This is a genomic window from Methylobacterium gossipiicola (assembly GCF_900113485.1).
Classification (GTDB): Bacteria; Pseudomonadota; Alphaproteobacteria; order Rhizobiales; family Beijerinckiaceae; genus Methylobacterium; species Methylobacterium gossipiicola.
Genome location: NZ_FOPM01000005.1, coordinates 1 through 25940 on the forward strand (window position 1 = coordinate 1; position 25940 = coordinate 25940).

The 25940-nt window shown below is 68.7% G+C and carries 24 protein-coding genes; 8 read left to right on the top strand and 16 right to left on the bottom strand.

The genetic code is table 11. The annotated features are described in order from the left end of the window. The 3 genes from BM249_RS05415 to BM249_RS05425 form a co-directional block, all read right to left on the bottom strand. Window positions 1-247, bottom strand: a 247-nt coding sequence (locus BM249_RS05415; protein ID WP_143103690.1) for a transposase, incomplete at its 3' end; no start/stop codon positions are given. Between the two features lie 309 nt (window positions 248-556). Continuing rightward, window positions 557-2113: a glutamine-hydrolyzing GMP synthase gene (gene guaA / locus BM249_RS05420; RefSeq protein WP_091969744.1), complete on the bottom strand. Its 1557-nt coding sequence runs from the start codon at window positions 2111-2113 to the stop codon at window positions 557-559. 83 nt (window positions 2114-2196) lie between these two features. Continuing rightward, the gene (locus tag BM249_RS05425) at window positions 2197-3498 is read right to left on the bottom strand and encodes an RsmB/NOP family class I SAM-dependent RNA methyltransferase (protein ID WP_091969747.1); all 1302 of its coding nucleotides are present in this window, start codon (window positions 3496-3498) and stop codon (window positions 2197-2199) included. Between the two features lie 127 nt (window positions 3499-3625). Between BM249_RS05425 and BM249_RS21565 the strand changes: the two genes are divergently transcribed. Continuing rightward, window positions 3626-3790, top strand: a complete 165-nt coding sequence (locus BM249_RS21565; protein WP_177232330.1) for a hypothetical protein — start codon at window positions 3626-3628, stop codon at window positions 3788-3790. Between the two features lie 70 nt (window positions 3791-3860). Here BM249_RS21565 and panE read toward each other — a convergent pair whose 3' ends face one another. The 3 genes from panE to BM249_RS05440 form a co-directional block, all read right to left on the bottom strand. Then, window positions 3861-4796, bottom strand: a complete 936-nt coding sequence (gene panE / locus BM249_RS05430) for a 2-dehydropantoate 2-reductase (RefSeq protein WP_091969750.1) — start codon at window positions 4794-4796, stop codon at window positions 3861-3863. A gap of 29 nt (window positions 4797-4825) precedes the next feature. Continuing rightward, window positions 4826-6319: an IMP dehydrogenase gene (gene guaB, locus BM249_RS05435; RefSeq protein ID WP_091969752.1), complete on the bottom strand. Its 1494-nt coding sequence runs from the start codon at window positions 6317-6319 to the stop codon at window positions 4826-4828. Between the two features lie 147 nt (window positions 6320-6466). Further along, window positions 6467-7351 (bottom strand): DUF3313 domain-containing protein, encoded by an 885-nt coding sequence (locus BM249_RS05440; protein ID WP_091969754.1) that lies wholly within the window; start codon window positions 7349-7351, stop codon window positions 6467-6469. Window positions 7352-7662: 311 nt separating this feature from the next. On the opposite strand from BM249_RS05440, the gene BM249_RS05445 reads away from it, so the two are divergent. Next, window positions 7663-9078: an MFS transporter gene (locus BM249_RS05445; RefSeq protein WP_091969757.1), complete on the top strand. Its 1416-nt coding sequence runs from the start codon at window positions 7663-7665 to the stop codon at window positions 9076-9078. Between the two features lies 1 nt (window position 9079). Here BM249_RS05445 and BM249_RS05450 read toward each other — a convergent pair whose 3' ends face one another. Beyond that, a complete protein-coding gene (locus tag BM249_RS05450; RefSeq protein WP_091969760.1) occupies window positions 9080-9628 on the bottom strand; it encodes a DoxX family protein in 549 nt (182 codons plus the stop codon). A 69-nt stretch (window positions 9629-9697) separates the two neighbouring features. Beyond that, window positions 9698-10867 carry a multidrug effflux MFS transporter gene (locus BM249_RS05455; RefSeq protein WP_091970099.1) on the bottom strand — a complete coding sequence of 390 codons (1170 nt, stop codon included), beginning with the start codon at window positions 10865-10867 and terminating at the stop codon, window positions 9698-9700. A 394-nt stretch (window positions 10868-11261) separates the two neighbouring features. On the opposite strand from BM249_RS05455, the gene adh reads away from it, so the two are divergent. Further along, entirely contained in the window at window positions 11262-12782 is a 1521-nt protein-coding gene (gene adh, locus BM249_RS05460; RefSeq protein WP_091969763.1) for an aldehyde dehydrogenase, read from the top strand. A gap of 101 nt (window positions 12783-12883) precedes the next feature. Beyond that, window positions 12884-13309, top strand: a complete 426-nt coding sequence (locus BM249_RS05465; RefSeq protein WP_091969766.1) for a DUF779 domain-containing protein — start codon at window positions 12884-12886, stop codon at window positions 13307-13309. A gap of 29 nt (window positions 13310-13338) precedes the next feature. Here BM249_RS05465 and BM249_RS05470 read toward each other — a convergent pair whose 3' ends face one another. Continuing rightward, window positions 13339-14511 carry a hypothetical protein gene (locus BM249_RS05470; protein WP_091969768.1) on the bottom strand — a complete coding sequence of 391 codons (1173 nt, stop codon included), beginning with the start codon at window positions 14509-14511 and terminating at the stop codon, window positions 13339-13341. 108 nt (window positions 14512-14619) lie between these two features. Between BM249_RS05470 and BM249_RS05475 the strand changes: the two genes are divergently transcribed. The 3 genes from BM249_RS05475 to der all read left to right on the top strand — a co-directional run bounded on the left by BM249_RS05475 (window position 14620) and on the right by der (window position 17461). Continuing rightward, entirely contained in the window at window positions 14620-15225 is a 606-nt protein-coding gene (locus BM249_RS05475) for an NnrU family protein (protein WP_091969770.1), read from the top strand. Window positions 15226-15357: 132 nt separating this feature from the next. After that, window positions 15358-16068: a tetratricopeptide repeat protein gene (locus tag BM249_RS05480; protein WP_091969772.1), complete on the top strand. Its 711-nt coding sequence runs from the start codon at window positions 15358-15360 to the stop codon at window positions 16066-16068. Between the two features lie 40 nt (window positions 16069-16108). Then, window positions 16109-17461 carry a ribosome biogenesis GTPase Der gene (der, locus tag BM249_RS05485; protein ID WP_091969774.1) on the top strand — a complete coding sequence of 451 codons (1353 nt, stop codon included), beginning with the start codon at window positions 16109-16111 and terminating at the stop codon, window positions 17459-17461. Here der and BM249_RS05490 read toward each other — a convergent pair. From BM249_RS05490 to BM249_RS05515, 6 genes are all read right to left on the bottom strand, one after another. Beyond that, window positions 17390-18937, bottom strand: coding sequence for a DUF2235 domain-containing protein (locus tag BM249_RS05490; protein ID WP_091969776.1), 1548 nt, complete (start codon window positions 18935-18937; stop codon window positions 17390-17392). The genes der and BM249_RS05490 overlap by 72 nt on opposite strands. Before the next feature lie 91 nt (window positions 18938-19028). Then, a complete protein-coding gene (locus tag BM249_RS05495) occupies window positions 19029-20159 on the bottom strand; it encodes a carboxylate-amine ligase (protein WP_091969779.1) in 1131 nt (376 codons plus the stop codon). Between the two features lie 57 nt (window positions 20160-20216). After that, window positions 20217-20624 (bottom strand): dihydrofolate reductase, encoded by a 408-nt coding sequence (locus BM249_RS05500; protein ID WP_091969781.1) that lies wholly within the window; start codon window positions 20622-20624, stop codon window positions 20217-20219. 42 nt (window positions 20625-20666) lie between these two features. After that, window positions 20667-21419: an SDR family NAD(P)-dependent oxidoreductase gene (locus BM249_RS05505; protein ID WP_091969783.1), complete on the bottom strand. Its 753-nt coding sequence runs from the start codon at window positions 21417-21419 to the stop codon at window positions 20667-20669. Window positions 21420-21423: 4 nt separating this feature from the next. Further along, entirely contained in the window at window positions 21424-22926 is a 1503-nt protein-coding gene (purF, locus tag BM249_RS05510) for an amidophosphoribosyltransferase (RefSeq protein WP_244528603.1), read from the bottom strand. A gap of 103 nt (window positions 22927-23029) precedes the next feature. Further along, window positions 23030-23671: a CvpA family protein gene (locus tag BM249_RS05515; RefSeq protein WP_091969787.1), complete on the bottom strand. Its 642-nt coding sequence runs from the start codon at window positions 23669-23671 to the stop codon at window positions 23030-23032. Window positions 23672-23820: 149 nt separating this feature from the next. Between BM249_RS05515 and BM249_RS05520 the strand changes: the two genes are divergently transcribed. Beyond that, on the top strand, window positions 23821-24501 hold the full coding sequence (locus BM249_RS05520) for a queuosine precursor transporter (RefSeq protein ID WP_091969789.1): 681 nt from the start codon (window positions 23821-23823) through the stop codon (window positions 24499-24501). Between the two features lie 3 nt (window positions 24502-24504). Here the strand turns inward: BM249_RS05520 and radA are convergent, their stop codons facing one another. After that, window positions 24505-25938 carry a DNA repair protein RadA gene (gene radA / locus BM249_RS05525; protein ID WP_091969791.1) on the bottom strand — a complete coding sequence of 478 codons (1434 nt, stop codon included), beginning with the start codon at window positions 25936-25938 and terminating at the stop codon, window positions 24505-24507. Window positions 25939-25940: the final 2 nt, after the last annotated feature.

Consider the following 25940-nt stretch of genomic DNA (forward strand, 5'->3'; position numbering starts at 1 on the left):
CGCCGCGCTCCTGCACCAGGCTGAGCAGCCGCTCCCAGACACCGGCCCGGGACCAGCGGATGAAGATCTGGGCGGCCCGCCACCACGGACCCAGTTCCTCCGGGATCGCCCGCCATTTGGCGCCGTTCCGATGCCGCCACAGGATCGCCGAGAGCGTGCGTTGCAGGTCCTGCGGCGGCGTCTTGGCCTTGGGCCGGCACGCCTCGACCAGAGGCTCCAGTTCAGACCATTGCGCGTCGCTCAGCATCGTCCCTCCCGCAATCAGAGAGACGAAAACGCAAAACGCGCCAATCCGTTCAAGCGACGACAGGCCCTAGGCGCTCGGCTGAGAACAGGACGATGAGGGCGCGCTCAATGTGCTTCAGCGGACGGGAGCGATCACTGCGATCGCAGTGAGCCGGGCCGTGTCGACCCCATCGGGAAGTACGCAGACAGTCTGAGCCATGGCCCAAACTCGCAGACCTCACCCAGCCTGTGAATCCTCCGTCCGCGTCACTGCACTAGCTATCTCGATTATTTATGTCGCGTTGTAGCATGCTGCCGGGCGCCGACCACATCATTCCCACTCGATGGTGCCGGGCGGCTTCGAGGTGATGTCGTAGGTCACGCGGTTGATACCCTTGACCTCATTGATGATGCGGGTCGCGACCCGGCCGAGGAAGGCCATATCGAAGGGGTAGAAATCCGCCGTCATCCCGTCCACCGAGGTGACGGCCCGCAGGGCGCAGACGTGGTCGTAGGTGCGGCCGTCGCCCATCACCCCGACCGTCTTCACCGGCAGGATCACCGCGAAGGCCTGCCAGATGGTATCGTACAGACCCGCCTTGCGGATCTCGTCGAGGTAGATCGCGTCAGCCTTGCGCAGGGCTTCGAGCTTCTCGCCCGTAATGGTGCCGGGGCAGCGGATGGCGAGGCCCGGCCCCGGGAAGGGGTGGCGGCCGACGAAGGCTTCCGGTAGGCCGAGCTCCTCGCCGAGCACCCGGACCTCATCCTTGAACAACTCCCGCAGGGGCTCGACGAGCTGCATGTTCATGCGCTCGGGGAGGCCGCCGACATTGTGGTGGCTCTTGATGGTCACCGAGGGGCCACCGGTGAACGACACGCTCTCGATCACGTCCGGGTAAAGGGTACCCTGGGCCAGGAACTTGGCGCCGCCGATCTTCTTCGCCTCCGCGTCGAACACGTCGATGAACAGGCGACCGATGGTCTTGCGCTTGATCTCCGGATCGCTGACGCCCTCGAGTTCGCCGAGGAACAGCTCCTGCGCCTGCACGTGCACGAGGGGAATATTGTAGTGGTCGCGGAACAGGCGCACGACCTCCTCGGCCTCGCCCAGGCGCAAAAGTCCGTGATCGACGAACACGCAGGTGAGCTGATCACCGATGGCTTCATGGATGAGAACCGCCGCCACGGAGGAATCGACGCCGCCGGACAGGCCGCAGATCACTTTTTCGGACCCGACCTGCTCGCGGATCTTGGCGATGGCCTCCTCGCGATAGGCGCCCATGGTCCAGTCCCCGGAGCAGCCGGCGATGTCCCGCACGAAGTTGCGGATGAGGAGGGCGCCGTGGGGGGTATGCGCCACTTCCGGATGGAACTGGACCGCGTAGTAGTGCCGCGATTCATCGGCAACCGCCGCGAACGGCGCGTTCGGCGACATCGCCACCGTGGTGAAGCCGTCGGGCAGCTTCGTCACCCGGTCGCCGTGGCTCATCCAGACGGGGTAGTGCTCCCCGACATGCCAGACGCCCTTGAACAGGGGGCAGTCGGACAGGATCTGAATTTCGGCGCGGCCGAACTCGGCATGGTGTCCGGCCTCGACCTCACCGCCGAGCTGCGCCGCCATGGTCTGCTGGCCGTAGCAGATGCCGAAGACCGGCACGCCCGAATCGAACACGATTTGCGGGGTGCGCGGCGAGGCGTCGGTGGTGACCGATTCGGGGCCGCCCGAAAGGATGACACCCTTGGGTCGGCTCTCCGCAAAGGCTTCGGCCGCCTTCGTGAACGGCACGATTTCGCAATACACGCCCTCCTCGCGGACGCGCCGCGCGATGAGCTGCGTCACCTGCGAGCCGAAATCGACGATGAGGATCTTGTCGTGGTCGGTATTCATGGAACCGGAGTTAGACGAGGCGTCGGCGCGGTGCAACGGAGAGGTCGCCCTCCGGCCCGCGATGGGCTGGGGATGCGCTCCCCTCAGGCCCGGCGCTCCAGGGTGGCGACGTAGAACCCGTCCGTTCCGGTCAGGGCCGGACTCATCTGCAGGCCATGGTCGGTGAAGCGGAGGAAGGGCGCGAGATCGGATTTCGTCGCCCTGACCACTTCGGCGGCTGGTAGGACCTGGAAAGCCGCGCCCGTGCGGGCAAGAAAGCCCGCCACCGCCGCGTCGTTCTCGTCGGGCAACAGCGAGCAGGTGATGTAGGTGATGCGCCCGCCCGGCCGGACGAGGAGCCCGGCCCGGTCGAGGACCGCCGCTTGCTCATTGACGCGGGCGGCCAGCGCCCCCGGGCGCATCCGCCACTTGGCGTCGGGATTGCGCCGCCAGGTACCGGCTCCGGTGCAGGGCGCATCCACGAGGACCCGGTCGACGGTGCCGTCGAGGTCGCCGAGGACGTCCGCGCGCGCCCGGCCGCCGCGCGGCGTGCGAACTTCCGCCTTTGCCCCGGCCCGGCGCAGGCGCTCGTGGATGGGGGCGAGGCGACGCGGATCGTCGTCGCTGGCGATCAGGCGACCGTCATTGGCCATCATCGCCGCGAGACTTAAGGTTTTGCCGCCGCCGCCGGCGCAGAGGTCGACGATGGTCTCACCGGGCCGCGCACCGGAGAGGAGGCTCGCAAGCTGCGAGCCCTCGTCCTGAATCTCGTACCAACCATCCAGGAATTCGGGCTCGACGTGGAGGGCCGGGCCACGTCCGTCCTCGCCGATGGGGATGCGCAGGCCGTTGGGGGCATGCGGCGTCGCCACGGGGGCGAGGTGGGTCAGGCCCCCCATGGCCACCTCGCGACTATGCTTGAGGGTGTTGATGCGGATATCGAGGGGCGCCCGACGCGCCAAGGCGCGCGTTTCGTCGAGGAGGGCGGCACCGAACGTCTTCTCGAGGGCGGGCAGGACCCATTCGGGGACGTCGCCGGCGACATGGTCGGGGGCATCCGTGAGGGTGATGTCCGTGAGGCGGCCGCGCTCGTGATCGGACAGGGGCTCAGGCGCGAAGCGTTCGCCGGAGAACAGGCCGGCGATGGTTGGGGCGGCGACACCGTATTGCAGACGCAACATGCCGGCCACCAGGGCGCGCGGGGCGTCGTCATCCATGATCCAGGCGGCCGAGGCACGGCGGCGCAGGGCGTCATAGACGAGGCTGGCGATGGCGGCGCGGTCGCCGGAGCCGGCGAAGCGGTGGGCGAGGCCCCAATCCTTCAGGGCATCGGCGGCGGGACGGCGGCGCGCGGCGATGTCGGCGAGGACTTCGATGGCGGCGGAGAGGCGGGCGGGGGGCGTCAGGGTGAAATTCCTTCGGGTTGCGGCGACGCCGCGATACGGCCACGCTTGTGACGAGGCTGGGTCACATTTTCAGATCAGACCGGGAGTGGGGCCGCCTCGTCCGGCGCCCGGAGCTTTAGAGAACCCCATGCCCCCCGTCATCCATCTCGGCCTCGCCGGCCTCGTGATGCTCTTCGTCGCCGCCTGCGCGACGGCCCCGGCGGCCACCGATCCGACCCCGCCACCGCGCCGGCCCGATGCCAAGACGCAGCTCGAATACGGCAATCCGCCCCCGCCCGGCCCGCGCTACTAATATCGGGTTCAAAGGGCTAAGCCCTTTGCGGGTCCAGGGCAGAGCCCTGGCGGCTCTTCGCTGGGCCGTGCTACGCGTCTTCGCGGGCGCGGCGGGCCTCATAGGCTTTCAGATGCGTGTAGACGCGGTCGAGCAGCGGATGCCCGACCGTGTCGGGCGCGCGGGCGATGAGATCGCCGATGATCTGGTCGGCCTCGATCCGTGCCTTGTTCTCGATGTCGCGCAGCATCGAGGCGGTGAAGCCTGAGCCCTCCGCCGTGAGGGTGGCGCGGGTGCGGCCCAAGAATTTTTCTCTGGGAGCGTGGCCGGAGGCTTCCGCGATGCTCCGGCATTCCTCCAGCAGGGCCTCGATGAAGGCCCGGCCGCCTGGGGCCGCGACGATATCGCCGATGGTCGCCCGCATGAGGCAGGTGGAACCGGCGAGCGTCGCCAGGAACGTCCACTTCTCCCACATTTCCAGCAGCATGGTGCGGCTGAGGCGCGGCTCGAAGGTGGCGCCCTGCATCAGGGCATCGATGGCCTCGATGCGCGGCGACAGGCTGCCGTCACGCTCGCCGTAGGTGAGGGTGTGGAGGTCGTTCATCTGGTGGACGGTGCCGTCGGCCCCCAGCGTCGCCGCGATGGCGCAGGTGCCGCCGAGCACCCGCTCCGCTCCGAACCGGTCGTCGAGGGCATCGAGGTGGCGCAGGCCGTTGAGGACGGGCAGGATCGCGGTGTCGGGTCCGACCGCCGGGGCGACATCGTTCAAGGCCGCGTCGAGGTCGTAGGCCTTGCAGCTCAGGAACACGAGGTCGAAGGCCCCGGCCTCCGGCAGGGCTGCGGCCGTCACGGTCTTGGGCGCCGGGATGGTCAAGTCGCCATGCGGGCTCTTCACCCGGAGGCCCGAGGCGGCAAGCTTTTCGGCGCGGGCCGGGCGCACGAGGAAGGTCACGTCCCGCCCGATCTCGGCGAGACGCGCTCCGAAATACCCTCCGGTGGCTCCGGCACCGACGACGAGCACGCGCATGGGACTGCTCCTGTTCCGGACTTTGAGTGTCAGGCGCGGCCGGGATAGTTCGGGCTCTCGCGGGTGATGGTCACGTCGTGGACGTGGCTCTCCCGCAGGCCCGCATTGGTGATGCGGACGAACTGCGCCTTGTCCTGGAACTCCGGAATGGTCGGAGCGCCGACATAGCCCATGGCGGCGCGCAGGCCGCCGGCGAGCTGGTGCAGCACCGCCGCCACCGGCCCCTTGTAGGGGACCTGACCCTCGATGCCCTCCGGCACGAGCTTGTGGGTGTCGTTGACCTCGGCCTGGAAGTAGCGATCGGCCGAGCCGCGTGCCATGGCGCCCACCGAGCCCATGCCCCGGTAGCTCTTGTAGGAGCGACCCTGGTGCAGGAACACTTCGCCGGGGGCCTCGTCGGTGCCCGCCAGCAGCGATCCCAGCATGGCGACGGAGGCGCCGGCCGCGATGGCCTTGGCGAGATCGCCCGAATACTTGATCCCGCCATCGGCGATGACCGGCACGTCGGCCCGGTCAGCGGCCTCCACGGCCTCCATCAGGGCGGTGAGCTGGGGCACGCCGACACCCGCGACGATGCGGGTGGTGCAGATGGAGCCGGGGCCGATGCCGACCTTGATGGCGTCCGCGCCCGCATCGATGAGGGCCTGGGCGCCGTCGCGGGTGGCGACGTTGCCGGCGACGATCTGCACGGTGTTGGAGAGTTGCTTCACCCGGCGCACGGCGTCGAGCACCTTGATCGAGTGGCCGTGGGCGGTGTCGACCACCACCACGTCGCAGCCGGCGTCGATGAGGCGCTCGGCCCGCTCGAAGCCGCCATCGCCCGTGGTGGTGGCGGCGGCGACGCGCAGACGGCCCTGCTCGTCCTTGACGGCGCCCGGATACGCGACCTGCTTCTCGATGTCCTTGACGGTGATGAGGCCGATGCAGCGGTAGTGGTCGTCCACCACCAGAAGCTTCTCGATGCGGAACTGATGTAGGAGGCGCTTGGCCTCGTCCTGGTTCACGCCCTCGCGCACGGTGATGAGCCGGTCCCGGGTCATGAGTTCGGCGACGGTTTCGCCCGGATTGGTGGCGAAGCGGACGTCCCGGTTGGTGAGGATGCCGACGAGCTTGCCGCGCGAGCCGTTGGGGCCGCGCTCGACCACCGGGATGCCGGAGATGCGGTTGCGCTTCATCAGCGCGAAGGCGTCGGCCAGGGTCTCGTCGGGGTGGATGGTGATGGGGTTGAGCACCATGCCCGACTCGTACTTCTTGACGAGGCGAACCTGCTCGGCCTGCTCCTCCGGCTCGAGGTTGCGGTGGATGACGCCCATGCCGCCGTTCTGCGCCATGGCGATGGCCATGGGCGCTTCCGTCACGGTGTCCATGGCGGAGGCGAGGATCGGCAGATTGAGGTGGATGGATCGGGTGAGGCGGCTCGCCACGCTCACTTCCGTGGGCATCACCGAAGAGGCGGCGGGTCGCAGGAGGACGTCGTCGAAGGTCAGGCCCTCGATGATGGAATCTGCGGTGATGCGGGCCATGAACCAACTCCCAAACGGGCCTGAGACGCCGGCTCCGGCGTCATCGAGTTGGCACGGGCCAGTATCATGCGAGCCCGACCCGCGCAAAGGCGGAATCTCCGGATGCGGGGGGATATCCCCCGGCCGCATGGCTTCGGCCGGATCGCTTCAGTTGACCGGGGCGGTCGGCCCCTTGTCGGTGTATTCCGGCGGCAGGCCAATGTAGTCGGCGGCGATGCCGTCGAGGCCCGGGGCGCGGCCGAACGCCTCGCAATCGGGATCGAGGGGTGCTTCGCCGAGCGTCGTGACGCGGATGCGGTCGTAGCTCGGGATCGCCAGGGGCGCCTTGAACGGATCGACGCCGGTCACGAGGTAGCCGCCCCAATCCTGGCCGAAATCGCCGGCGAGGTCGTAGGCGTCGGAGATGGGCGAGAAGCGCGGCTGGCTCGTGAACGAGTTGGCGGCTCCGCCCCACACCATGGCGGCGCGCTGCTCGTTGCGTCCGTCGAGGGCCTCGGCCTCGATGGTGAGGCTGCCGAGGCCGATGGGCAGGCGGGGAATCGGAACGCGGCCGATGGAGGTGGCAAAGCCCACGCCCGCCTGCGACGCGATGCTGACGCCCGCCGAAGTGGCGATGGTGGTGCCGGCACCGACGAGACCCGTGAGTTCGATGCGGGTCACGGCGGCCCGCACGGTGAGATCCGCCTTGCGGCCCGAAACCACGTCGTAGCGCAGGGACAGCTCGTAACAGAGTGCGCGGTCGGCGGCGTTGGCGACGAGGCGGCGCTCGACGGGGGTCAGGCCCGGACCCGACACGGCCTCGGAGAACGCCGTCGGCACGATCCGCACCGTGCGGGCGCGGGCCATGGCGGCGCGATCCATGTACATTTTCGCCCGGGTCGCGACCTCGTCGCTGCTGACGAGGCGGTCGTAACGGCTCAGGGAACCGGTGTCGTTGAGAAGGACCGTGCCGCAGCCGGACATGGCCAGAAGCAGGGCCAGACCGGCGCTCATGCCCGGCACCCGGAGACGACGTTTGAAGCGCGAGGGCATCCAGGAACCTTGACCGAAGGACGAAAGGGACGGCTCTTGCGAACGTTCGGGACTGTCTGTCCGCGACCGGCGCAAACCCGTCCATGCTGGGCGACAGCTTAGCGGGGCCGGCGACCCGGGGGAAAGGTCTTCGGCCCGCCACCGGCCCGGTGGCGCCGGCCTGTGGCGCAAGCGCCACGCCGGGTTTACGCGTTTGGCCGCCCCGATTTCATCCATGATGCAGCAATAAGTGCTGCTCTTTCGCGCTGTAACGCGACTTTTCCAGCGCCGATACGCAACCCGTACGCGCCCAGAAGACTTCTTGCCCTCCGATGCGCCCGTCTCAGATCGTCCCCCTCGTCGTCGCCACGGCCCTGTTCATGGAGAACACCGACGCGACGGTGATCGCCACGGCCTTGCCCGCCATCGCCCGAAGCCTGAACGAGGATCCCATTGCCCTCAAGCTCGCCCTGACGGCCTACCTCGTCAGCCTCGCGATCTTCATTCCCATCAGCGGCTGGGCCGCCGACCGCTACGGCGCCCGCACGGTATTTCGGGCGGCCCTCGGGGTGTTCATGGCCGGCTCCCTGGCCTGCGCCGCCTCGAGTTCCCTTGCGGGCTTCGTCGCGGCCCGCTTCCTCCAGGGCATCGGTGGCGCCATGATGGTGCCGGTCGGCCGTCTCGTGATCCTGCGCAGCGTGCCGAAAAACGAACTCGTCAGCGCGCTCGCCTACCTCACAATTCCCGCCCTCATTGGGCCGATCATGGGGCCGCCGCTGGGCGGGTTCATCACCACGGCGTTCGACTGGCGCTGGATCTTCCTCATCAACATCCCCATCGGGATCGCCGGGATCGGACTCGCAACCGTCTTCTTCGAGAATGTCCGCGAACCGGCGCGGCCGCCCCTCGACATCGTCGGGTTCCTTCTTTCCGGTCTCGGCCTCGCGATTCTGATGCTCGGCCTTGCCTCGACGGGCCGGCACCTCCTGCCGGAGGGCGTGTCGTGGGGATGCCTCGCCGCCGGGATCGTGCTCCTGGCGCTGTACCTCCGCCATTCGCGCCGGGTGGCGCATCCGGTGATCCGGCTCGATCTCCTGCGCTATCCGACGTTCCGCGCGGCGGTGACGGGCGGCAGCCTGTTTCGCATCGGCACGGGGGCGATTCCATTTCTGCTACCCCTGATGCTGCAGATCGGGTTCGGCCTCGATCCCCTGCAATCGGGGCTGCTGACCTTCGCGGCGGCGGCCGGCGCCCTCCTGATCAAGCTGGTCGGTCCACGTATCCTGCGGACCTACGGCTTCCGGCCGGTGATGCTCGTCAACGCCGTCGTCGCGTCGGGCTTCCTCGCGGTGAACGGGTTGTTCACGGCGCAGACGCCGCACCCGGTCATGGTCTGTATCCTGCTGGTGGGCGGCTGTGTGCGGTCGCTGCAATTCACCTGCGTCAACGCCATTGCGTATGCCGACCTCGACGCCAAGGACATGAGCGCGGGAACGAGCCTCGCCAGCGTCGCTCAGCAATTGTCGCTCAGCCTCGGCGTCTCGTTCGGGGCGCTGGCCCTCGAGGGGGCGGCCGGCTGGCACGGCCGCACCGAAATCCGGGCGGAGGATTTTCCGTTCGCCTTCTACGCCGTGGCGGCGATCTCGGTCCTGTCGGTGTTCGCCTTCCGCCGCCTCGCGCCGGATGCCGGCGCCGAGGTGTCCGGTCAGCGCCGGCGCGAGGCGGCGCCGGGCCGGGTCGTTCCGTAGGTCAGGCGGCTGTGCGCGCCGGCGCGCGCGTGGACGGGCGCTTTGGCCGGGGGGCCTTCGCGGCCGCGGCTTTGGGCGCGGCGGCAGCTTTGGGCGCGGCGGACTTGGGCTGAGCCGGGCGGGCCGGGGCCTGGAAGAGACGGCTCGCCCGCCAGCCCTGCCAGCTCCAGGCGCCGGGACCCGTCAGGGCGTAGATGAGGAAGCCTCCGGCGAGGCCCAGATCCGCGAGCATCAGGGTACGCTCCGCGATGGCCGCCGGGCCGGAGAACAGCCAGAACGGATGCAGCAGCACCGCCATGGCCAAGGCGAAGGCCGCGAGCGCGCCGCCCGTGGCGCGCGGCAGCACTCCGACGACGAGGGCGAGGGGGCCGAATACCTGCACGACGACGGCGAACGTCGCCACGAGGTTGGGGGAGGGCAGGCCGGTGCCGGCCAACGTCAGGGCGAAGCCCGCGACGTTCAGGGCCCGGGCGATTCCCGTCGGCAACAGGGCGGCGGCGAGGAGCAGCCGCGCGAGGAGAAGCGTTCCGTCATGGATACGGCCGGGCACGTCGGGGGCTCCGTCTGTTCGATTGAGAACAAACCATGACCCCGAGGGTTTGAAGACGAGGTTAAGCCCTCACCCCGACACACCGCCGCGATACAGCCGCCCATGCTCCGTCCACGCCACCACGACGAGGGCGAGGGCGCCGAGCCCGGCATAGCCGAAGCCGATGGGCAGCACCGTGCCGTCGAAGGCCTGCCCGATGAGGAAGCCGCACAGGGCGCCGAGGATCGTCGTGTAGAAGCCGAGGAACGACGAGGCCGTGCCGGCGATCTCGCCGAGCGGCTGCAACGCCAGGGCGTTGAAGTTCGGCATGGCGAAGCTGAGCAGGAACTGGTTGGCGGCGAGGATGCCGAGGAACAGCGCCAGCGGCGGCCGTCCGCCATAGGCGAGGCCCACCATCACCTGTCCGGCGGCGACGATCACGAAGGCGGTGAGCCCCGCATGCGACAGGGGCCGCATCCCGATCCGGCGCACGAGGCGGGCGTTGACGAGGGTCGCGGCCCCCATGGCGCCGGCCACGAGCCCGAAGGCGAGGGGGAACAGGGCACCGAGATGGTACAACCCGGTGTCGAACACCTGCTGGGCCGAGCCGACATAGCCCATGATGCACCCCGTCAGCAGGCCGAGCGCCGTGGCGTAACCGACGGCGGCGCGGTTGCGGAACGTGAGCGAGACGGCGCGCCCCACCGCCGGCAAGGAGAACGGCCGCCGGTACGCGGGATGCAGGGTCTCAGGCATGCGTAGGGTGAACCACGCCACGAGAAGGCCGGCCAATGCCAGCATCGACACGAAGACGTAATGCCACGAGCCGAGGTGCAGCATGGCGCCGCCGATGGCCGGGGCGATCATCGGCACGATGAGGAACACCATCATGATGAGCGACATCACACTCGCCATCTCGCGCCCGGCGAAGCGGTCGCGTACGATGGCGGTGGACAGAACCCGCCCGCCGGCGGCGCCGATTCCCTGGAGTACCCGGGCGGCGAGAAGCCAGGCGAAGGAGGGCGCCACCATGGCCAGCACCGTGCCGGCGCCGTAGATCGCGAGACTCGCCAGGAGCACGGGCCGGCGACCGTAGGTGTCCGACAGGGGGCCGTAGACGATCTGCGCCGTGCCAAAGCCGATCATGTAGATGTAGATCAGCCATTGCAGCCTGTTCGGGTCCGCGACCCTGAACTCCGCCTGGATTTGGGGAAACGCCGGCAGCAGATTGTCGATGGAGATGGCCGTCACCGCCATCATCAGGGCGACGATGCCGACGAACTCGCCGAATCGCGGACCGTTCCAGACGGGGGCGGAGCCGGAGGGCACCGGGGCAGGCGAAGCGGTCACCGACAAGAGCGATCCTCGAAACCGGGCGGGACATGGTGTGAAGTGTGTGGGAGCGAAGCGCCCGGCCCCGTCCTGTGTTCCGCCACGGTGTCGAGAGCGAGGCCATCCCCTCACGACGTCCCTCCGTGTCCGGCCCTGCGCCGAAACCGGGTCGCCGCGGCACCGCAACGGATCTAACATCCCGCCGCACGCCCGAACGCCATGAGGGGTGAAGCCGAGACACGGTTGGCCAAAGGTCTATCTTGCATCCATCCGCCGGCTGGCCTTGTCTACCCGCACAAAAACAACATCGGAGGAATGAGCCATGAACAAGCCTGAATTCCTGAACGCCGGTACCAAGGCGCCGTTCTCGGCCCGGTACGACAACTTCATCGGCGGCCAGTGGGTCGCGCCGGTCTCCGGCCGCTACTTCGAGAACACCTCGCCGCTCACCGGCCGCGTCATCTGCGAAGTCGCTCGTTCGGAGGCCGCCGACGTCGACAAGGCGCTGGACGCTGCCCACGCCGCCAAGGAAGCCTGGGGCCGGACCTCGGCCGCCGAACGCGCCCGCATCCTCAACAAAATCGCCGACCGGATGGAGGACAACCTCGATCTCATCGCCCTCGCCGAGACTTGGGACAACGGCAAGCCGATCCGCGAGACCACCCACGCCGATATCCCGCTCGCCATCGACCATTGGCGCTACTTCGCCGGCTGCCTGCGGGCGCAGGAAGGCGCGATCTCCGAGATCGACCACGACACCGTAGCCTACCACTTCCACGAGCCCCTGGGCGTCGTCGGCCAGATCATCCCGTGGAACTTCCCCATCCTGATGGCCGTGTGGAAGCTCGCGCCCGCCCTCGCCGCCGGCAACTGCGTGGTGCTCAAGCCCGCCGAGCAGACCCCGGCTTCGGTCCTCGTGGTGGCCGAACTCATCGCCGACCTGCTGCCGCCGGGCGTACTCAACATCGTCAACGGCTTCGGCCTCGAATGCGGCAAGCCGCTCGCCTCCTCGCCCCGCATCGCCAAGATCGCGTTCACGGGTGAGACGACCACGGGTCGCCTCATCATGCAGTACGCCTCGCAGAACCTGATTCCCGTGACACTGGAGCTCGGCGGTAAGTCGCCGAACATCTTCTTCTCGGACGTCGCCACCGAGGACGACGACTTCTTCGACAAGGCGCTGGAAGGCTTCACCATGTTCGCCCTGAACCAGGGCGAAGTCTGCACCTGCCCGAGCCGCGCCCTCGTGCACGAGTCGATCTACGACCGCTTCATGGAGCGGGCGATCAAACGCGTCGAGGCGATCACGCAGGGCTCGCCCCTCGACCCCGCCACGATGATCGGCGCCCAGGCGTCCTCGGAGCAGCTCGAGAAGATCCTGAGCTACGTCGATATCGGCCGTCAGGAAGGCGCCGAATGCCTCACGGGCGGCGAGCGCAACGTCAAGGACGGTGAGTTCGCCGATGGCTTCTACATGAAGCCGACGGTGTTCAAGGGCCACAACAAGATGCGGATCTTCCAGGAGGAGATCTTCGGCCCCGTCCTCTCGGTGACGACCTTTAAGGACGATGCCGATGCGCTCAGCATCGCCAACGACACCCTCTACGGCCTCGGCGCCGGCGTCTGGACCCGCGACGGAACCCGCGCCTACCGCTTCGGCCGCGCCATTCAGGCCGGCCGCGTCTGGACGAATTGCTACCACGCCTATCCGGCCCACGCGGCCTTCGGCGGCTACAAGCAGTCCGGCATCGGCCGTGAGAACCACAAGATGATGCTCGATCACTATCAGCAGACGAAGAACATGCTCGTCAGCTACTCGGCCAAGAAGCTCGGCTTCTTTTAAAAAATCTCACCCCCGAGATCACCTTGCCCCGGCCGAAAGGCCGGGGCTTTTTCGTTCGCCGCCCTATTTCCCGGCTCGAAACCCCGCGTGAGGATTGCCCGATGCGTGACACCGCCGTCTCCGACCCGTCCACCGCCGATCAGGCAGGCACCGACGGCACCCCCTTGCGCGTCACCGCGACGCCCGCGGCCCTCGCCCTCATCGACGAGCTGCGGGCCGACCATGGGCCCGTGATGTTCCATCAGTCGGGCGGTTGCTGCGACGGCTCATCGCCCATGTGCTACCCGCAGGGCGAGTTCCTCACGGGCGACAGCGACGTCCATCTCGGAACCGTGGCGGGCGCCGATTTCTGGATCAGCCGGCCGCAATTCGAGGTCTGGAAGCACACCCACCTCATCCTCGATGTGGTGCCCGGGCGCGGCGGCATGTTCTCCCTCGAGAACGGACGCGATAAGCGCTTCCTCATCCGCTCACGCCTGTTCACGCAAGCCGAGAACACCGCCCTCGCCGGGGCGTGCAAGCTCTGAGGGCGACGCACCTGACAGACCTTCGAAGTCTATGGCCAGACCTTGATGGCGAGGGGCTGCCGCACGAGGTCGCGGTCGGAGGTGATGTGACAGCCGTCCGTGCGCAGGGTCGCGTAGGTGAGGTAAGCCGAGTCGCCGGTATCGTCGAAGTTGCGACCCCTCGCGGTGGGATCGAGGAGTGACGGGTAGGCGATGAGGCCGCCCGGTGCCGCGCACGGATCGTCGTACAGGGTCGCCCCGGCCATGAGCAGGCGCGGCTTGTCCCAGGTCAGGAGATCGCGCGAACTCGTCCAGTAGAAGCCGGATCGGGGGAATGCCTCCGCCGCCTTCGCCATGAACACGGCGATCCAGGCGCCGCTGCCGCGATGGCGCACCACGGCGCCGACCGGGGTGGGGAAGGGGGCGATGGGCGCGCAGGTGGCCGGGGTCGGGGCCGCCTTCGCGTACGGATCGGGAAACGCCGCCGTGAAGCCCGTGCCGGTCCAAGCCCGCCAGCGCGTCGGGTCGGCCGGATCGTCGGTTCGGAACAGGCAGACCCCGGCGGCTTGGTCGCTGCCCCTGACGTCCCACCCCGTGGTCGAGGCGAACATGTAGCGCCAGCGCCCGTCGCCGAAGATGTTCGACGGGTTGAAGAAACCGCGATGGCGCCCCTGACCCGTCTCCTGGCGGAACGGCGCCCCGGCCACCACCACGGGCGGCGTGCCGCGCGCGAAATGCCGCCCGCCATCCCCGGAGGCGGCGGCCACCACGGTGTTGTACCAGCACGCCAGATAGACCTTGGAGCGGCAGCGCCCAGGATGCTCGTTCGCCTGATATTCGTGGTGGAGGAGGGCGGCCACGGCTTTGCCGTCGTCCGTCCAGGTGGCGGTGATCCAGGACCGGTCGTCGTAAAGGGCCGGATCTGGTTTCTCACCGGACTCGAGGACCACGGCGCAGTCGAGCTTGAGCGCGTCGAGGGACGGCCCCCGCAGGGCGCGATTGCGATAGTGCATCCCGAAGAGCGCGACCGCCCCCGACGGCTCGCGAAAGGCGCGGGCCGAAGCGTCGGGTACGTCGGCGCCATCACAGGCGTCGCGGCCGGCCTTGAACATCACGCTCGGCGGTCCGATCAGCGTCAGAGCCGAGAGCGGCGGCTCGGCGGCGGCCCGCGCCCCGCCCGCGAGGAGGCCAAGCAGCAGGGCGGTGAGGAAGCGGCGCGTCATCGCGTGTGCCTGGACATCCCGGCGAGTTTGGGTTTTGAACCGTTACAGACAGATTGCCGGGGCATCGCACATCGCGGCCATCCCCATCTTCAACCGTGAAAGCCCGCCATGCTGATCCTCATCCTCGGCCTCGTGCTGTTTCTCGGCACGCACGCCTTTTCCATGGCGCGGACGAAGCGCGCCGGAATCATCGGAGAGGTCGGCGAAAGCCGGTACAAGCTCATCTATACCGGGGCGTCGCTCGTCGGCCTCGTGCTCATCGCCTACGGCTTCCACCTCTATCGCCAGTCCGGCTACATCGCCGTGTGGAATCCGCCGGTCTGGACCCGTCACCTCGCCCTGCTCCTCACCCTTCTCGCCTTCATCGTCCTGGCCTCGGCGTATCTCCCCGGGCATATCCGCGCCAAGGCGAAGCATCCGATGCTGCTCGCCGTGAAGATCTGGGCCACGGCCCATCTCCTCGCCAACGGCGATCTCGGCTCGATGCTGCTGTTCGGCGCCTTCCTGGCCTGGGCCGTCGTTGCCCGCATCAGCGCCAAGCGCCGGGCGCTCAGTCCCACGGCGGTGGCGGCCCAGCACGGCCCGGTGGCCACGCCCGCCGGATGGCGCAACGATGCCCTGGCGGTGGCCATCGGCTTCATCGTCTGGTTCGTGTTCGGCAAGTACCTGCACCCGCTGCTCATCGGCGTCGTGGCTTGGCCGGGGCAGGCCTGACAGGCCCTTAGCCAGAACAGCCCTGAGGACACCGCTCGGTACCCCAGTCGCCAACGGCGCGGGCCTGTGCTAGGCGCAGACCTCCCTCTTTCGTGACGTGGTCGTCCGGGTGCCCGGATGGCGTGAGGCAGCATGGCCGAGAACAACGAGTTCATCCGCGAGGTCAACGAGGACTATCGCCGGGATCAGATCGCCGCGATCTGGCGTCGCTACAGCGGCGCGATCATCGCTGTGGCGGTCCTCGTCGTGGCGGGGGTCGGCGGCTGGCGCTACTGGCAGCACGACCAGCGGGTGCGCGCCGACGCGGCCTCGGAGCGGTTCGACGCCGCCAATCGCCTCGCCCATGACGGCAAGACCGAGGAGGCCGACAAGGCCTTCGCGGCCCTCGAAGCCGACGCGCCGGCCGGCTATCGCCTGCTGGCTCGCTTCCGTTCCGCCGCCGAGACCGCGAAGCGCGATGCCGCGGCGGGTGCGACCGAATACGACGCCCTCGCGGCCGATACGGGCGTGAGCGACGCCCTGCGCGACCTCGCCCGCCTGCGCGCCGCGCTCCTGCGCCTCGACGGACCGCAGGCGGATGCGGCGCTGGCGAGCCTCCAGGGCCTCGCCGCGCCGACCGGCGCTTTCCGCCACACCGCCCGCGAGATGCTCGGCCTCGTCGCCCTGCGGCGCGGCGAATACGACGCGGCCGGGCGTTGGTTCGACCAGATCAACGCCGATCCGCAGGCGCCGCAGAATCTGCGCCAGCGCATCGAGGTCTACGCCGCCCTCGTGGCCGGTGGCCCCGTGACGGTGACGGCGGCGACGCCCGAACCGGCGGCCCCGCCCCCCGTCACGCGCTGATCCAAGCTTCCCGATCCCAACCGACTGAATCGAGCACACCATGGACATGCCGACCGTCGCGATCGTCGGCCGGCCGAATGTCGGCAAGTCGACCCTCTTCAACCGCCTCGTGGGCAAGAAGCTCGCCCTGGTGGATGACCGCCCCGGCGTGACCCGCGACCGGCGCGAGGGCGACGTCAACTTCGGTGGTCTCGTCTTCCGGATCATCGACACGGCCGGCCTCGAACAGGCCGATGCCGATTCCCTGCTGGGACGCATGCGCGCCCAGACGGAGGCGGCGATCTTGGAGGCCGACGTCGTCCTCTTCGTCATCGACGCCCGCGCCGGTATCCTGCCCGCCGACCAGCCCTTCGCCGAACTCGTGCGCCGGGCCGGCTGCCCCGTCATCCTCATCGCCAACAAGGCCGAGAGCGGCGCTGGCCTGACCGGGGCCTACGAGGCGTTCTCCCTCGGCCTCGGCGACCCGATCCCGTTCTCCGCCGAGCACGGCGAGGGCATCGGCGAACTCCACGACGCCCTGTCCGAGGCCCTGCCGGCGCCGGACCCGGACGACGCGGACGAGGACCCGTCCGACCGTTCCCTCAAGGTCGCCATCGTGGGCCGCCCGAATGCGGGTAAATCGACCCTCATCAACCGGATGCTCGGCGAGGAACGGCTCCTCGTCGGACCCGAGGCCGGCATCACCCGCGACTCGATCTCCCTCGACTGGGAGTGGCGCGGCCGCCGGATCAAGCTCCACGATACCGCCGGCATGCGCCGCAAGGCCCGCATCGACGACAAGCTCGAGAAGCTTGCCGTGTCGGACGGCCTGCGCGCCGTGCGCTTCGCCGAGGTGGTGGTGGTGCTCCTCGATGCCACGATCCCGTTCGAGAAGCAGGATCTCACCATCATCGACCTCATCGAGAGCGAGGGCCGGGCGCTGGTCATCGGCCTCAACAAGTGGGACCTCGTGGCCGACCAGAACGGCCTCCTGAAGAAGCTGCGCGAGGATTGCACCCGCCTGCTGCCGCAGGTGCGCGGCGTGCCCGTGGTGCCGCTCTCGGGGCTGGCCGGCGAGGGCATCGACAAGCTCATGCAGGCCGTGGTCGGCGCCGAGGAGGTGTGGAACACCCGCGTCTCAACCTCGCGCATCAACGATTGGCTGAGCGAGGCGACCCAGCGCAACCCGCCCCCGGCGGTGTCCGGCCGGCGCATCAAGATCCGCTACGCCACCCAGGTGAAGGCCCGCCCGCCGCACTTCGCCCTGTTCGGCAACCAGCTCGACGGCCTGCCGAAATCCTACACCCGCTACCTCGTCAACGGTCTGCGGGAGGCGTTCGAGCTACCCGGCGTACCGATCCGCCTGTCGCTCCGGACCTCCAAGAACCCGTTCGACCGAGACAACAAGGGTTGAGGCCCGGGACAGACCGAAGGCCGCCGGGTCCGAACCGAGATAGCGGAACACGTTGTCTTCGGACGCTGCCTCGGACGCCTCCGGCGGCTGCGCGGGAAGGATCTGCCCGTCCCAACCCACGATCGACAGGGTTCTGGGCTCTGCGGTGACGCGGGGGATGGCATCGGCATACGGCTTCCACATCGCCCAGGCCGTCGGGTCCCAGGCCCGGTAGGTGAACGCGATGAGGGGCAGGACCGCGATGAGGTTCGGTGGCCGATAGGGATAGCGTCGGGAGAGTTTCTCCCACGCGAGGGTGATGGTCGGCTCCTCCGCCGCATCGAGGAGGGCCAGGGCGCTGATGTGGATCATCTCGCCGATCGGGTCCTCGTTCGCCACGAGCCCGACCGCGACGGTGCCGCGCCCTTTCGTGGGAGAGCCATAGGATGCCAGGGGCCGCGTCTGGTTGATGGCTCGGGCAGCCTGCGAGCGGATGTGATCGACCATGTCCCAGGGTCGGTGGATGGGCGAAGTCAGGTGCGCGGTGGGATCGCAGCGTAGGGCCGGGATCGATGCATTCGGGTCGAGGTCTGCGAAGTGGAGGCCCAAGTGATCCACGAGGCGCCGACGCATCCACGCGAACGCGATGTCCTGACGACCGGCCTCGCCCTCGTTCCACCGGCTATAGCCCCCGCCGATATCGCCATGGGCGCCGGGGAACCACACCTGCTCCACATGGGTGTTTGTCACAGATTTTGACTTCGGCCTGTGCCACAGGGCGGCTTCGAAGGAGGGACGGTGTTCGTCGATGGCCACGGCATGGAAGCTGTTCTCCACGATGGACGACAAGCGCGTGTCGTGGAACTCGAACCAGCGCCGGTTCGCCGCGAGGAGAAGGCGGCTCGGAATCCCGAGCGCCCCCACCGTATCGAACACGGCCAGGGACTTGATCCTTAGGCGATCGCCGTCATGCAGGAACGGTTCGAGCGCATGCCGATGTCCGCAGTTCCGGTCGACCGGGCTCGTGCGATAGTGACGCCAGGCTTCTTCCTCGCGCTCCTGCGTGCAGTGCTCGGGCTTCAACAGCCCCGCGGCGAACAGATAGCCGACGATGCTGCGGGCCGTGTAGGCCCCCCGCGAGAAGCCGATGAGATGGATCTCGTCGCCCGGCCGATAATGCTTGCTGAGGAAGCGGTAGGCCTGCCGGATCTTGGCGTCCAATCCAATGCCGGTCAGACCGCCCGAGACCCAGTCCCACGGACCCGTTCCCACGCCGGAATCGTAAGAGACGACGTATTCGATCTCCCCCCGATCGGTCTTCAGGCGTTGGCCCTCGACCGGGACATCGCCCGGCACGGTCTGGGCCTTGTGCGTGTCGATCCCGATCTTCAGGGCCTCGCGCAGTCGGACGATGTTCGTCAACGGGCTCTTGCCGTTGTCGTCGCTCCACGTCCCGTCGAGAAACAGCACGATGCGGCGGGTGATGGCGTCCGACATGGCGTGAAGGCTCTATCTTCGCCTGAACCAAGTCGTGATGCTAACGCAGCGGGCGTTCGCCCACGTCCTAACGCCTGAAAAGCGGGGCGTCTCAACCCGAGACGGTCTCGCCCCGCGTCGTCTTGGCCAACCAATCCACGACCGCCACGACGGAGAATTGGACCGTCTCACCCCCGGCCCCCTCGGAGGCCGCGATCTGACCCGTTGCGCTGGTGCCGTCACGGACGATCCGCCGGGCGGCTTCGACTTCGCCCATGCAGCCCAGGGCGTCCGCGTCCTCGTGGATCAGGCTCAGCAAGTCGTCGAGGGCTTCCGCGAAGGGGAGTGCCGTTTCGCGCGCCTCGTCGATCAGTTCCGCCGCCGTGCCCGCGTGCTGGGCGCGCCACAGATTCTCCTGCGCGAGCGCCCGCGAGACGCCGTCGAGATCGGCATTCATGTCGGGTCGCCGCACGGCGCAGCGGACGAGGCAACGATAGAGCGCCGCGATGGTGATCGCATCGTCGAGCCGGGTGCAGGAATCGGCGATGCGCAGTTCCAGGGTCGGGAACTTGATGGACGGGCGCAGGGACCACCACAGGAAGCTCGCATCGGCGATGGAGCCGGCTTGGTTCATGATGCGGACATAACGCTCGTAGGCCGCGCGGTCGGCGAACAGGTTCGGCAGGCCGGTACGGGGCAACTCCCCAAAGGCGCTGAGGCGGTAGGCGGCGAGGCCCGTCGGCCTGCCCTGCCAGAAGGGCGACGAGGCCGAGAGACCGAGAAGCAGCGGCTGGAACGGCAGCAGCCGGTTCATGAGATCGACCCGCGCGTCGGGGTCCGGCACCTCGACATGGACATGCATGCCGCAGATCAGGCTGCGCTGCCCAGCCAAGCCCACATCCGCCAGGATACCGGTGTAGCGCTCACCCTGCGTCACGGCCTGGCGGGACCACGCCGCGACGGGGTGGGTGCCGGCGGCGAAGACAAGCACACCGTGCTCACGGCCGATCCGCGCCAGGGTCTTACGGTGATGCGCAAGGACGTCGCGAGCCTCGGCGAAACTGTCGGAGGGGGGTGTGCAGGCCTCCACCTGCGATTCGAGAAGTTCGCGGCCGATCGCCGGCAGGGCGGCGCCGGCCGCGTCGTGGAAGGCGGACAGCGACCGGTCCGGTGTGCCCCGGGTCTCGGCATCGGCCAGGAAATACTCTTCCTCGATGCCGAATCGGTAGGTGTGATGGCTCATCGGGCGCCTTCGCAGCGGGTGGGCCCTTCTCAACCCGCCAGGACGCCCCTGGTGCCGTTAGGTCCGCAACGGTCCACCGACGAGCCACGCCGGATCGAACCAGCGGTCGGCCTCGCCGTCGTAGGGCAGGCGGGTCACGTCCCAATGCTGGATGTACTTGGCATAGACGTTCCACACGGCGATTCCGCCGCCGACGAAGATGCGCCGGCCGGGATAGCGCTTGAGCACCGCTTCCGGGTCCTCGTGGCTGCGGATCACGTCGATGGTGCGGTCCTTGAACGCGAAGTCGGGCACCGAAGCCACGGTCTTCGGCCCGGCGATGAGCACGTGCCCCATGGTGAGGGCGAAGAACCGGGTCACGTCCTCGACGAACAGGGGATCGGTGTTGCCCTCCCACGGGAGCTGCCCATTGAGCCCGAGTTGGCCCCGTTGGCCGATGGCGCAGATGCAGCGAACGTCGATCATGGTGTCACGGTCCTTCGGGACGGCGGGAGAGCGGCGAAGCCGTCAGTCCGCCATCCGCGGGGTGAGCAGGCGGTCGCTCGGGAAATCGAAGATCCGGCCCGTCTCGGTCCAGGCGGGGTCGGCCAGCCGGACGATGTGGGGGGCGAGGTCCTCCGGTGTCCGCAGGGTCTCGGGATCCTCCCCCGGCATGGCGGCGCGGCGCATGTCCGTGCGCAGGGGGCCGGGGTTGACCAGCATGGCCCGGATCGGCGTCCGCTCGGTCTCGGCGGCGTAAGTCCGCACCAGGGCATCGAGGGCCGCTTTGGAGACGGAGTACGGTCCCCAATAGGCCTTGCACTTCTGGGCGGCCCCGGAGGTCACGAAGATCGCACGCCCCGCATCGGACGCGCGCAGCAACGGATCGAACGAGCGGATGAGGCGCCAATTCGCCGTGACGTTGATGTCCATCACCTGCGCCCAGGTCTTGGGCGTCACGTGGCCGAGGGGCGTGAGGTTGCCGAGGATGCCGGCATTCCCGACCACGATGTCGAGGCGTTTCCACCGCTCGTGGAGGCCCGCGCCGAGGCGGTCGATGGCGTCGTAATCCGTGAGGTCGAGGGGGACGAGGGTCGCGCTCGAACCCACGGCCCGGATCGCGTCGTCGAGCTCCTCCAGGGCCCCCTGCGTGCGGGCGACGGCGACGACATGCGCCCCGGCCTTCGCGAGGGCGAGGGCGGTGGCCCGGCCGATGCCCCGGGATGCGCCCGTGACGACGGCGACGCGCCCCGCGAGGGACGTCTGCGAAGCGGTGGTCATGGGTTCAGTCGGCTTCCGCCAGCATGGCCAACCGCCGGGGGCCGGTGATGGCCATGTCGGTCAGGGTAGTGGGATAGTCGCCCGTGAAGCAATGGTCGGTGTATTGCGGGCAGGCTTCGTCGCGCCGCTCCTCGCCCATGGCCTTGTACAGACCGTCGATGGACAGGAAGGCGAGGGAATCGGCGCCGATGTAGCGGCGCATGCCCTCGAGGTCGTGGGTGGCGGCGAGCAGCTTCTCCCGCTCCGGCGTGTCGATGCCGTAGAAATCGGGATAGGTGATCGGCGGCGAGGCAATGCGGAAATGCACCTCGCGCGCGCCGGCCTCGCGCATCATCCGGACGATCTTGATGGAGGTGGTGCCGCGCACGAGGCTGTCGTCGACGAGGACGATGCGCTTGCCTTCGACCACGGCGCGGTTGGCCGAGTGCTTCATGCGCACGCCGAGTTCGCGGACGGACTGGGTCGGCTGGATGAAGGTGCGGCCGACATAGTGGTTGCGGATGATACCCATCTCGAAGGGCAGGCCGGTTTCCTGGGCGAAGCCCAAAGCCGCCGGCACGCCGGAATCCGGAACCGGAATCACCACGTCGGCCTGCGCCGCTGATTCCCGTGCGAGTTCATGGCCGATATTCTTGCGCACGGCGTAGACGCTCTTGCCGTTTACCACGGAATCGGGCCGCGCGAAATAGATGTACTCGAAGATACACGGCCGCATTGGCCGGGCGGGGGCGAACCGGATCGACTCGATGCCCTCCTCGGAGATCACCACGATCTCGCCGTTTTCGATGTCGCGGATGAACTTCGCGCCGATGATGTCGAGGGCGCAGGTCTCGGAGGCGAGGATGTAGCGACCGTCGAGTTCGCCGAGCACCAAGGGGCGGATGCCCATGGGATCGCGGGCGCCGATGAGCTTCTTGTTGGTGAGCGCCACGATGGCGTAGGCACCCTCGATCTGCTTCAGGGCCTCGGTGAAGCGCGCGACGATGCGGGGGGCGCGGGACCGGGCGGCGAGATGCAGGATCACCTCCGTGTCGGAGGTCGATTGCGTGATGGCGCCGTCGCGCACGAGGTCGCGGCGGATCGACAGGGCATTGGTGAGGTTGCCGTTATGGGCCACCGCCAGACCGCCGCTGGCGAGTTCGGCGAAGAGCGGCTGCACGTTGCGCAGGATGGTGCCGCCGGTCGTGGAATAGCGGACATGCCCGATGGCCACCTGTCCCTTCAGGCGCGCGATGGTCTCGCCGTCCGAAAACGAATCGCCGACGAGGCCGGGCCGCCGCTCGGAATGGAAGACCGAGCCGTCATACGAGACGATGCCGGCCGCCTCCTGCCCGCGATGCTGAAGGGCGTGGAGGCCGAGCGCCACGATGGCCGAAGCATCCGGGTGGCCGAAGATGCCGAAGACGCCGCATTCCTCGCGCAGGGTGTCGCCGTCGCGGTCGAGGCCGTCCACGGTTCCGGCCGCCGCTTGTGCTTCGCACCGGGCACTCGGTTTCGCTGCAGACATGTGAGGCGGATCCCTGGGTTGCCCGACGCGGAGCTCGAGCGGCGCTGTCAACAAGCCGTCATGTAAGCGGCCCGCGCGCCGGCACCAAGCGCGGACGCGCAGATCAGCGTCGCGGCGCCGTCGTGGCTGGGGATGCGGTTGTCGGGGATGCCGTGGCCGGAGACGTGGCGTCGCTGCGGCGCTGGACCGGCACATCGCCTTCCGGCGGCTCGACGGGGTCGGCCGGGGTCTCCACCTTCGGCTTCTTGAACTGCTTCAGGAGACCTTCGGGATTCTCCGGCAGCTGCGCCACCAGGGCCTCGCCGGACTTCTCCAGCATTGGCCGGCTGCGGGCCTGGGCCGCCCAATCGGGCATCTTGCCCTGAACGAGCCAGGCCAGGAACACCCAGCCGATGACGCAGATGAGGAAGCCGCGCCCGGCGCCGAACAGGAAGCCGAGGGACCGATCCACGGCGCCGATGCGCGAATCGAGGATCATGTCCGACACCTTCACGGTGAGGATCGACACCACGATGAGCGTACCGAGGAAGATCGCCGCGATGGAGGCGACCAGCGCCACGGTGGCGTTGGTGAGGTGCTGGCTCATGGTGGGCAGCAGCAGGGGATAGAGCTTCCAGGCGACGGCCGCGGCGGCGACCCAGGCGATGATGGCCAGCACCTCACGGGTGGCCCCACGCACGGCCGCGAGCAACGCGGACACCACGACGATGCCGAGCACGACGAGATCGAGAACGGAGAACGGCATCGCGGGCGATTGTCACTTCGTAGGGAGTTGCGGCGACGACAGGGGCATGCTGCGGCTTCCCCCGGCCGCGGCCCTGTATATCCTGCCGAACCCTGGCCGTCACCCTCGCGGCCGCTATCCCGTGGCGGGGTCGATGGGCCGGAGGTGCGATGCGAGACCGAAGCGAGCGGCGTTACCTCGTGCCCATCGCCGCCCTGTTCAGCGGCGTGCTCATCGTCTCGCTGATCCTGGCGGGCAAGATCGTGTCCCTGGCCGGGCTGACCTTCAGCGCCGCCGTCATCGTGTTCCCCCTGTCGTACCTGTTCGGCGACGTGCTGACGGAGGTCTATGGCTATGCCAGCGCGCGGCGTGTGGTCTGGGCCGGATTCGCCGCGCAGATCGTCTGGATCGCGAGCTACACCGCCGCCGCCGCCCTGCCGCCGGCGCCGTTCTGGCCGCACCAGCAAGCCTTCGAGACCGTGCTCGGATCGACGCCGCGCATCGCCCTCGCCGGCATGGCGGCCTATCTCTTCGGCGAACTCGCCAATGCCTACGTGCTGGCCAGGATGAAGCTCCGCACCGCCGGGCGCTTCCTCGCCCTGCGCCTCATCGTCTCGACGATGGTCGGGCAGGCCATCGACACCACGCTGTTCGTGACCCTCGCTTTCGCGGGCGTCTTCGCATTCGATGAGCTCGGGCGGATCGGCTTCGGCGCCTGGGCGCTCAAGGTCGCCTGGGAAGTCGCGGCGCTCCCAGTCAGCCTGCCGCTGATCGGCTGGCTCAAGCGGGCGGAGGGGGAGGATCACCTCGATCGCGACACGGACTTCAACCCGTTCCACCTCGGGGGGTGAGCTTCAGTCTTCGTCGTATTCCACCGCGCGCTGTCCCCGCCCCGAACCGACCCGGCGCGGGCCGTTGCTGGCGATGCCGGCCACGAGGTCGGCGATGTGGCGCAGGGCTTCGGTTGGAAATCCGTCGCCGCCGCCGTCGCCACGCCCCTGCGGGGTCACCGCCTTGGCGAAGCCGAGCTTCAAGGCTTCCTTCAGCCGGGCCGGCGCCTGCGCCACGGGCCGGATGGCCCCCGACAGGCCGATTTCCCCGAAATACACCGTCTCGGGCGGTAGGGCGGCGCCCGATAGGGACGAGACTAGGGCGGCGGCGACCGCCAGATCCGCCGCCGGCTCGGTGATCCGCAGGCCGCCCGCGACATTGAGATAGACGTCGTGGGTGCCGAGCCGAATGCCGCCATGGGCTTCGAGCACCGCCAGCACCATGGACAGGCGGTTGGGGTCCCAGCCGACCACGGCCCGGCGCGGCATCCCGAGGGAGGAGGGCGCCACCAGGGCCTGAATCTCGACGAGGAGGGGCCGCGTCCCCTCCATGCCGGCAAAGACCGCCGTGCCGGGGGCGGCATGGTCACGGCCCGCGAGGAACAGGGCCGAGGGGTTCGGCACTTCGGCCAGACCCCGGTCAGTCATCTCGAACACCCCGATCTCGTCGGTGGGTCCGAAGCGGTTCTTGACGGCCCGGAGGATGCGGAAATGGTGGCCCTGGTCGCCCTCGAACGACGCGACCGCATCGACCATGTGCTCGACCACGCGGGGACCGGCGATCTGGCCGTCCTTGGTGACGTGGCCGACGAGGATCACGGCGGTACCGACGGTCTTGGCGAAACGGATCAGGGTCTGGGCCGAGCCGCGCACCTGCGTGACCGTGCCGGGGGCCGATTCCACCGTCTCGGTCCACATGGTCTGGATCGAATCGATGATGCACAGGGCCGGCGGTGTGCCCTGCGACAGGGTTTCGACGATGTCCTCGACGTTGGTCTCGGCGGCGAGCTCCACCGGCATGTCGGCGAGCCCGAGGCGTTCGGCCCGCAGGCGCACCTGCGCCACCGCCTCCTCGCCCGAGATGTAGACGACACGTTCCCCCGTGCGCGCCATGGCGGCGGTGGCCTGCATCAAGAGGGTGGATTTGCCGATGCCGGGATCGCCGCCCAGAAGGATCACCGATCCGCGCACGAAGCCGCCGCCGGTGACGCGGTCGAGTTCGCCGATGCCGGACGGGATGCGCGGCGCCTGTTTCACCGCGCCGGTGAGGCCCTCCAGGGGAAACACCCGGCCCTTGGCCCGGCTCGGCCGCGTCTTGACCGGACCGGATTGCGGGCCGGCGGCACTGCTCTCCTCGACGATGCAGTTCCAGCCGTTGCAGGCTTCGCAGCGGCCACGCCAGCGGTTGTAGACCGCGCCGCAGGACTGGCACACGAATGTCTGTTGGATCTTGGCCATCG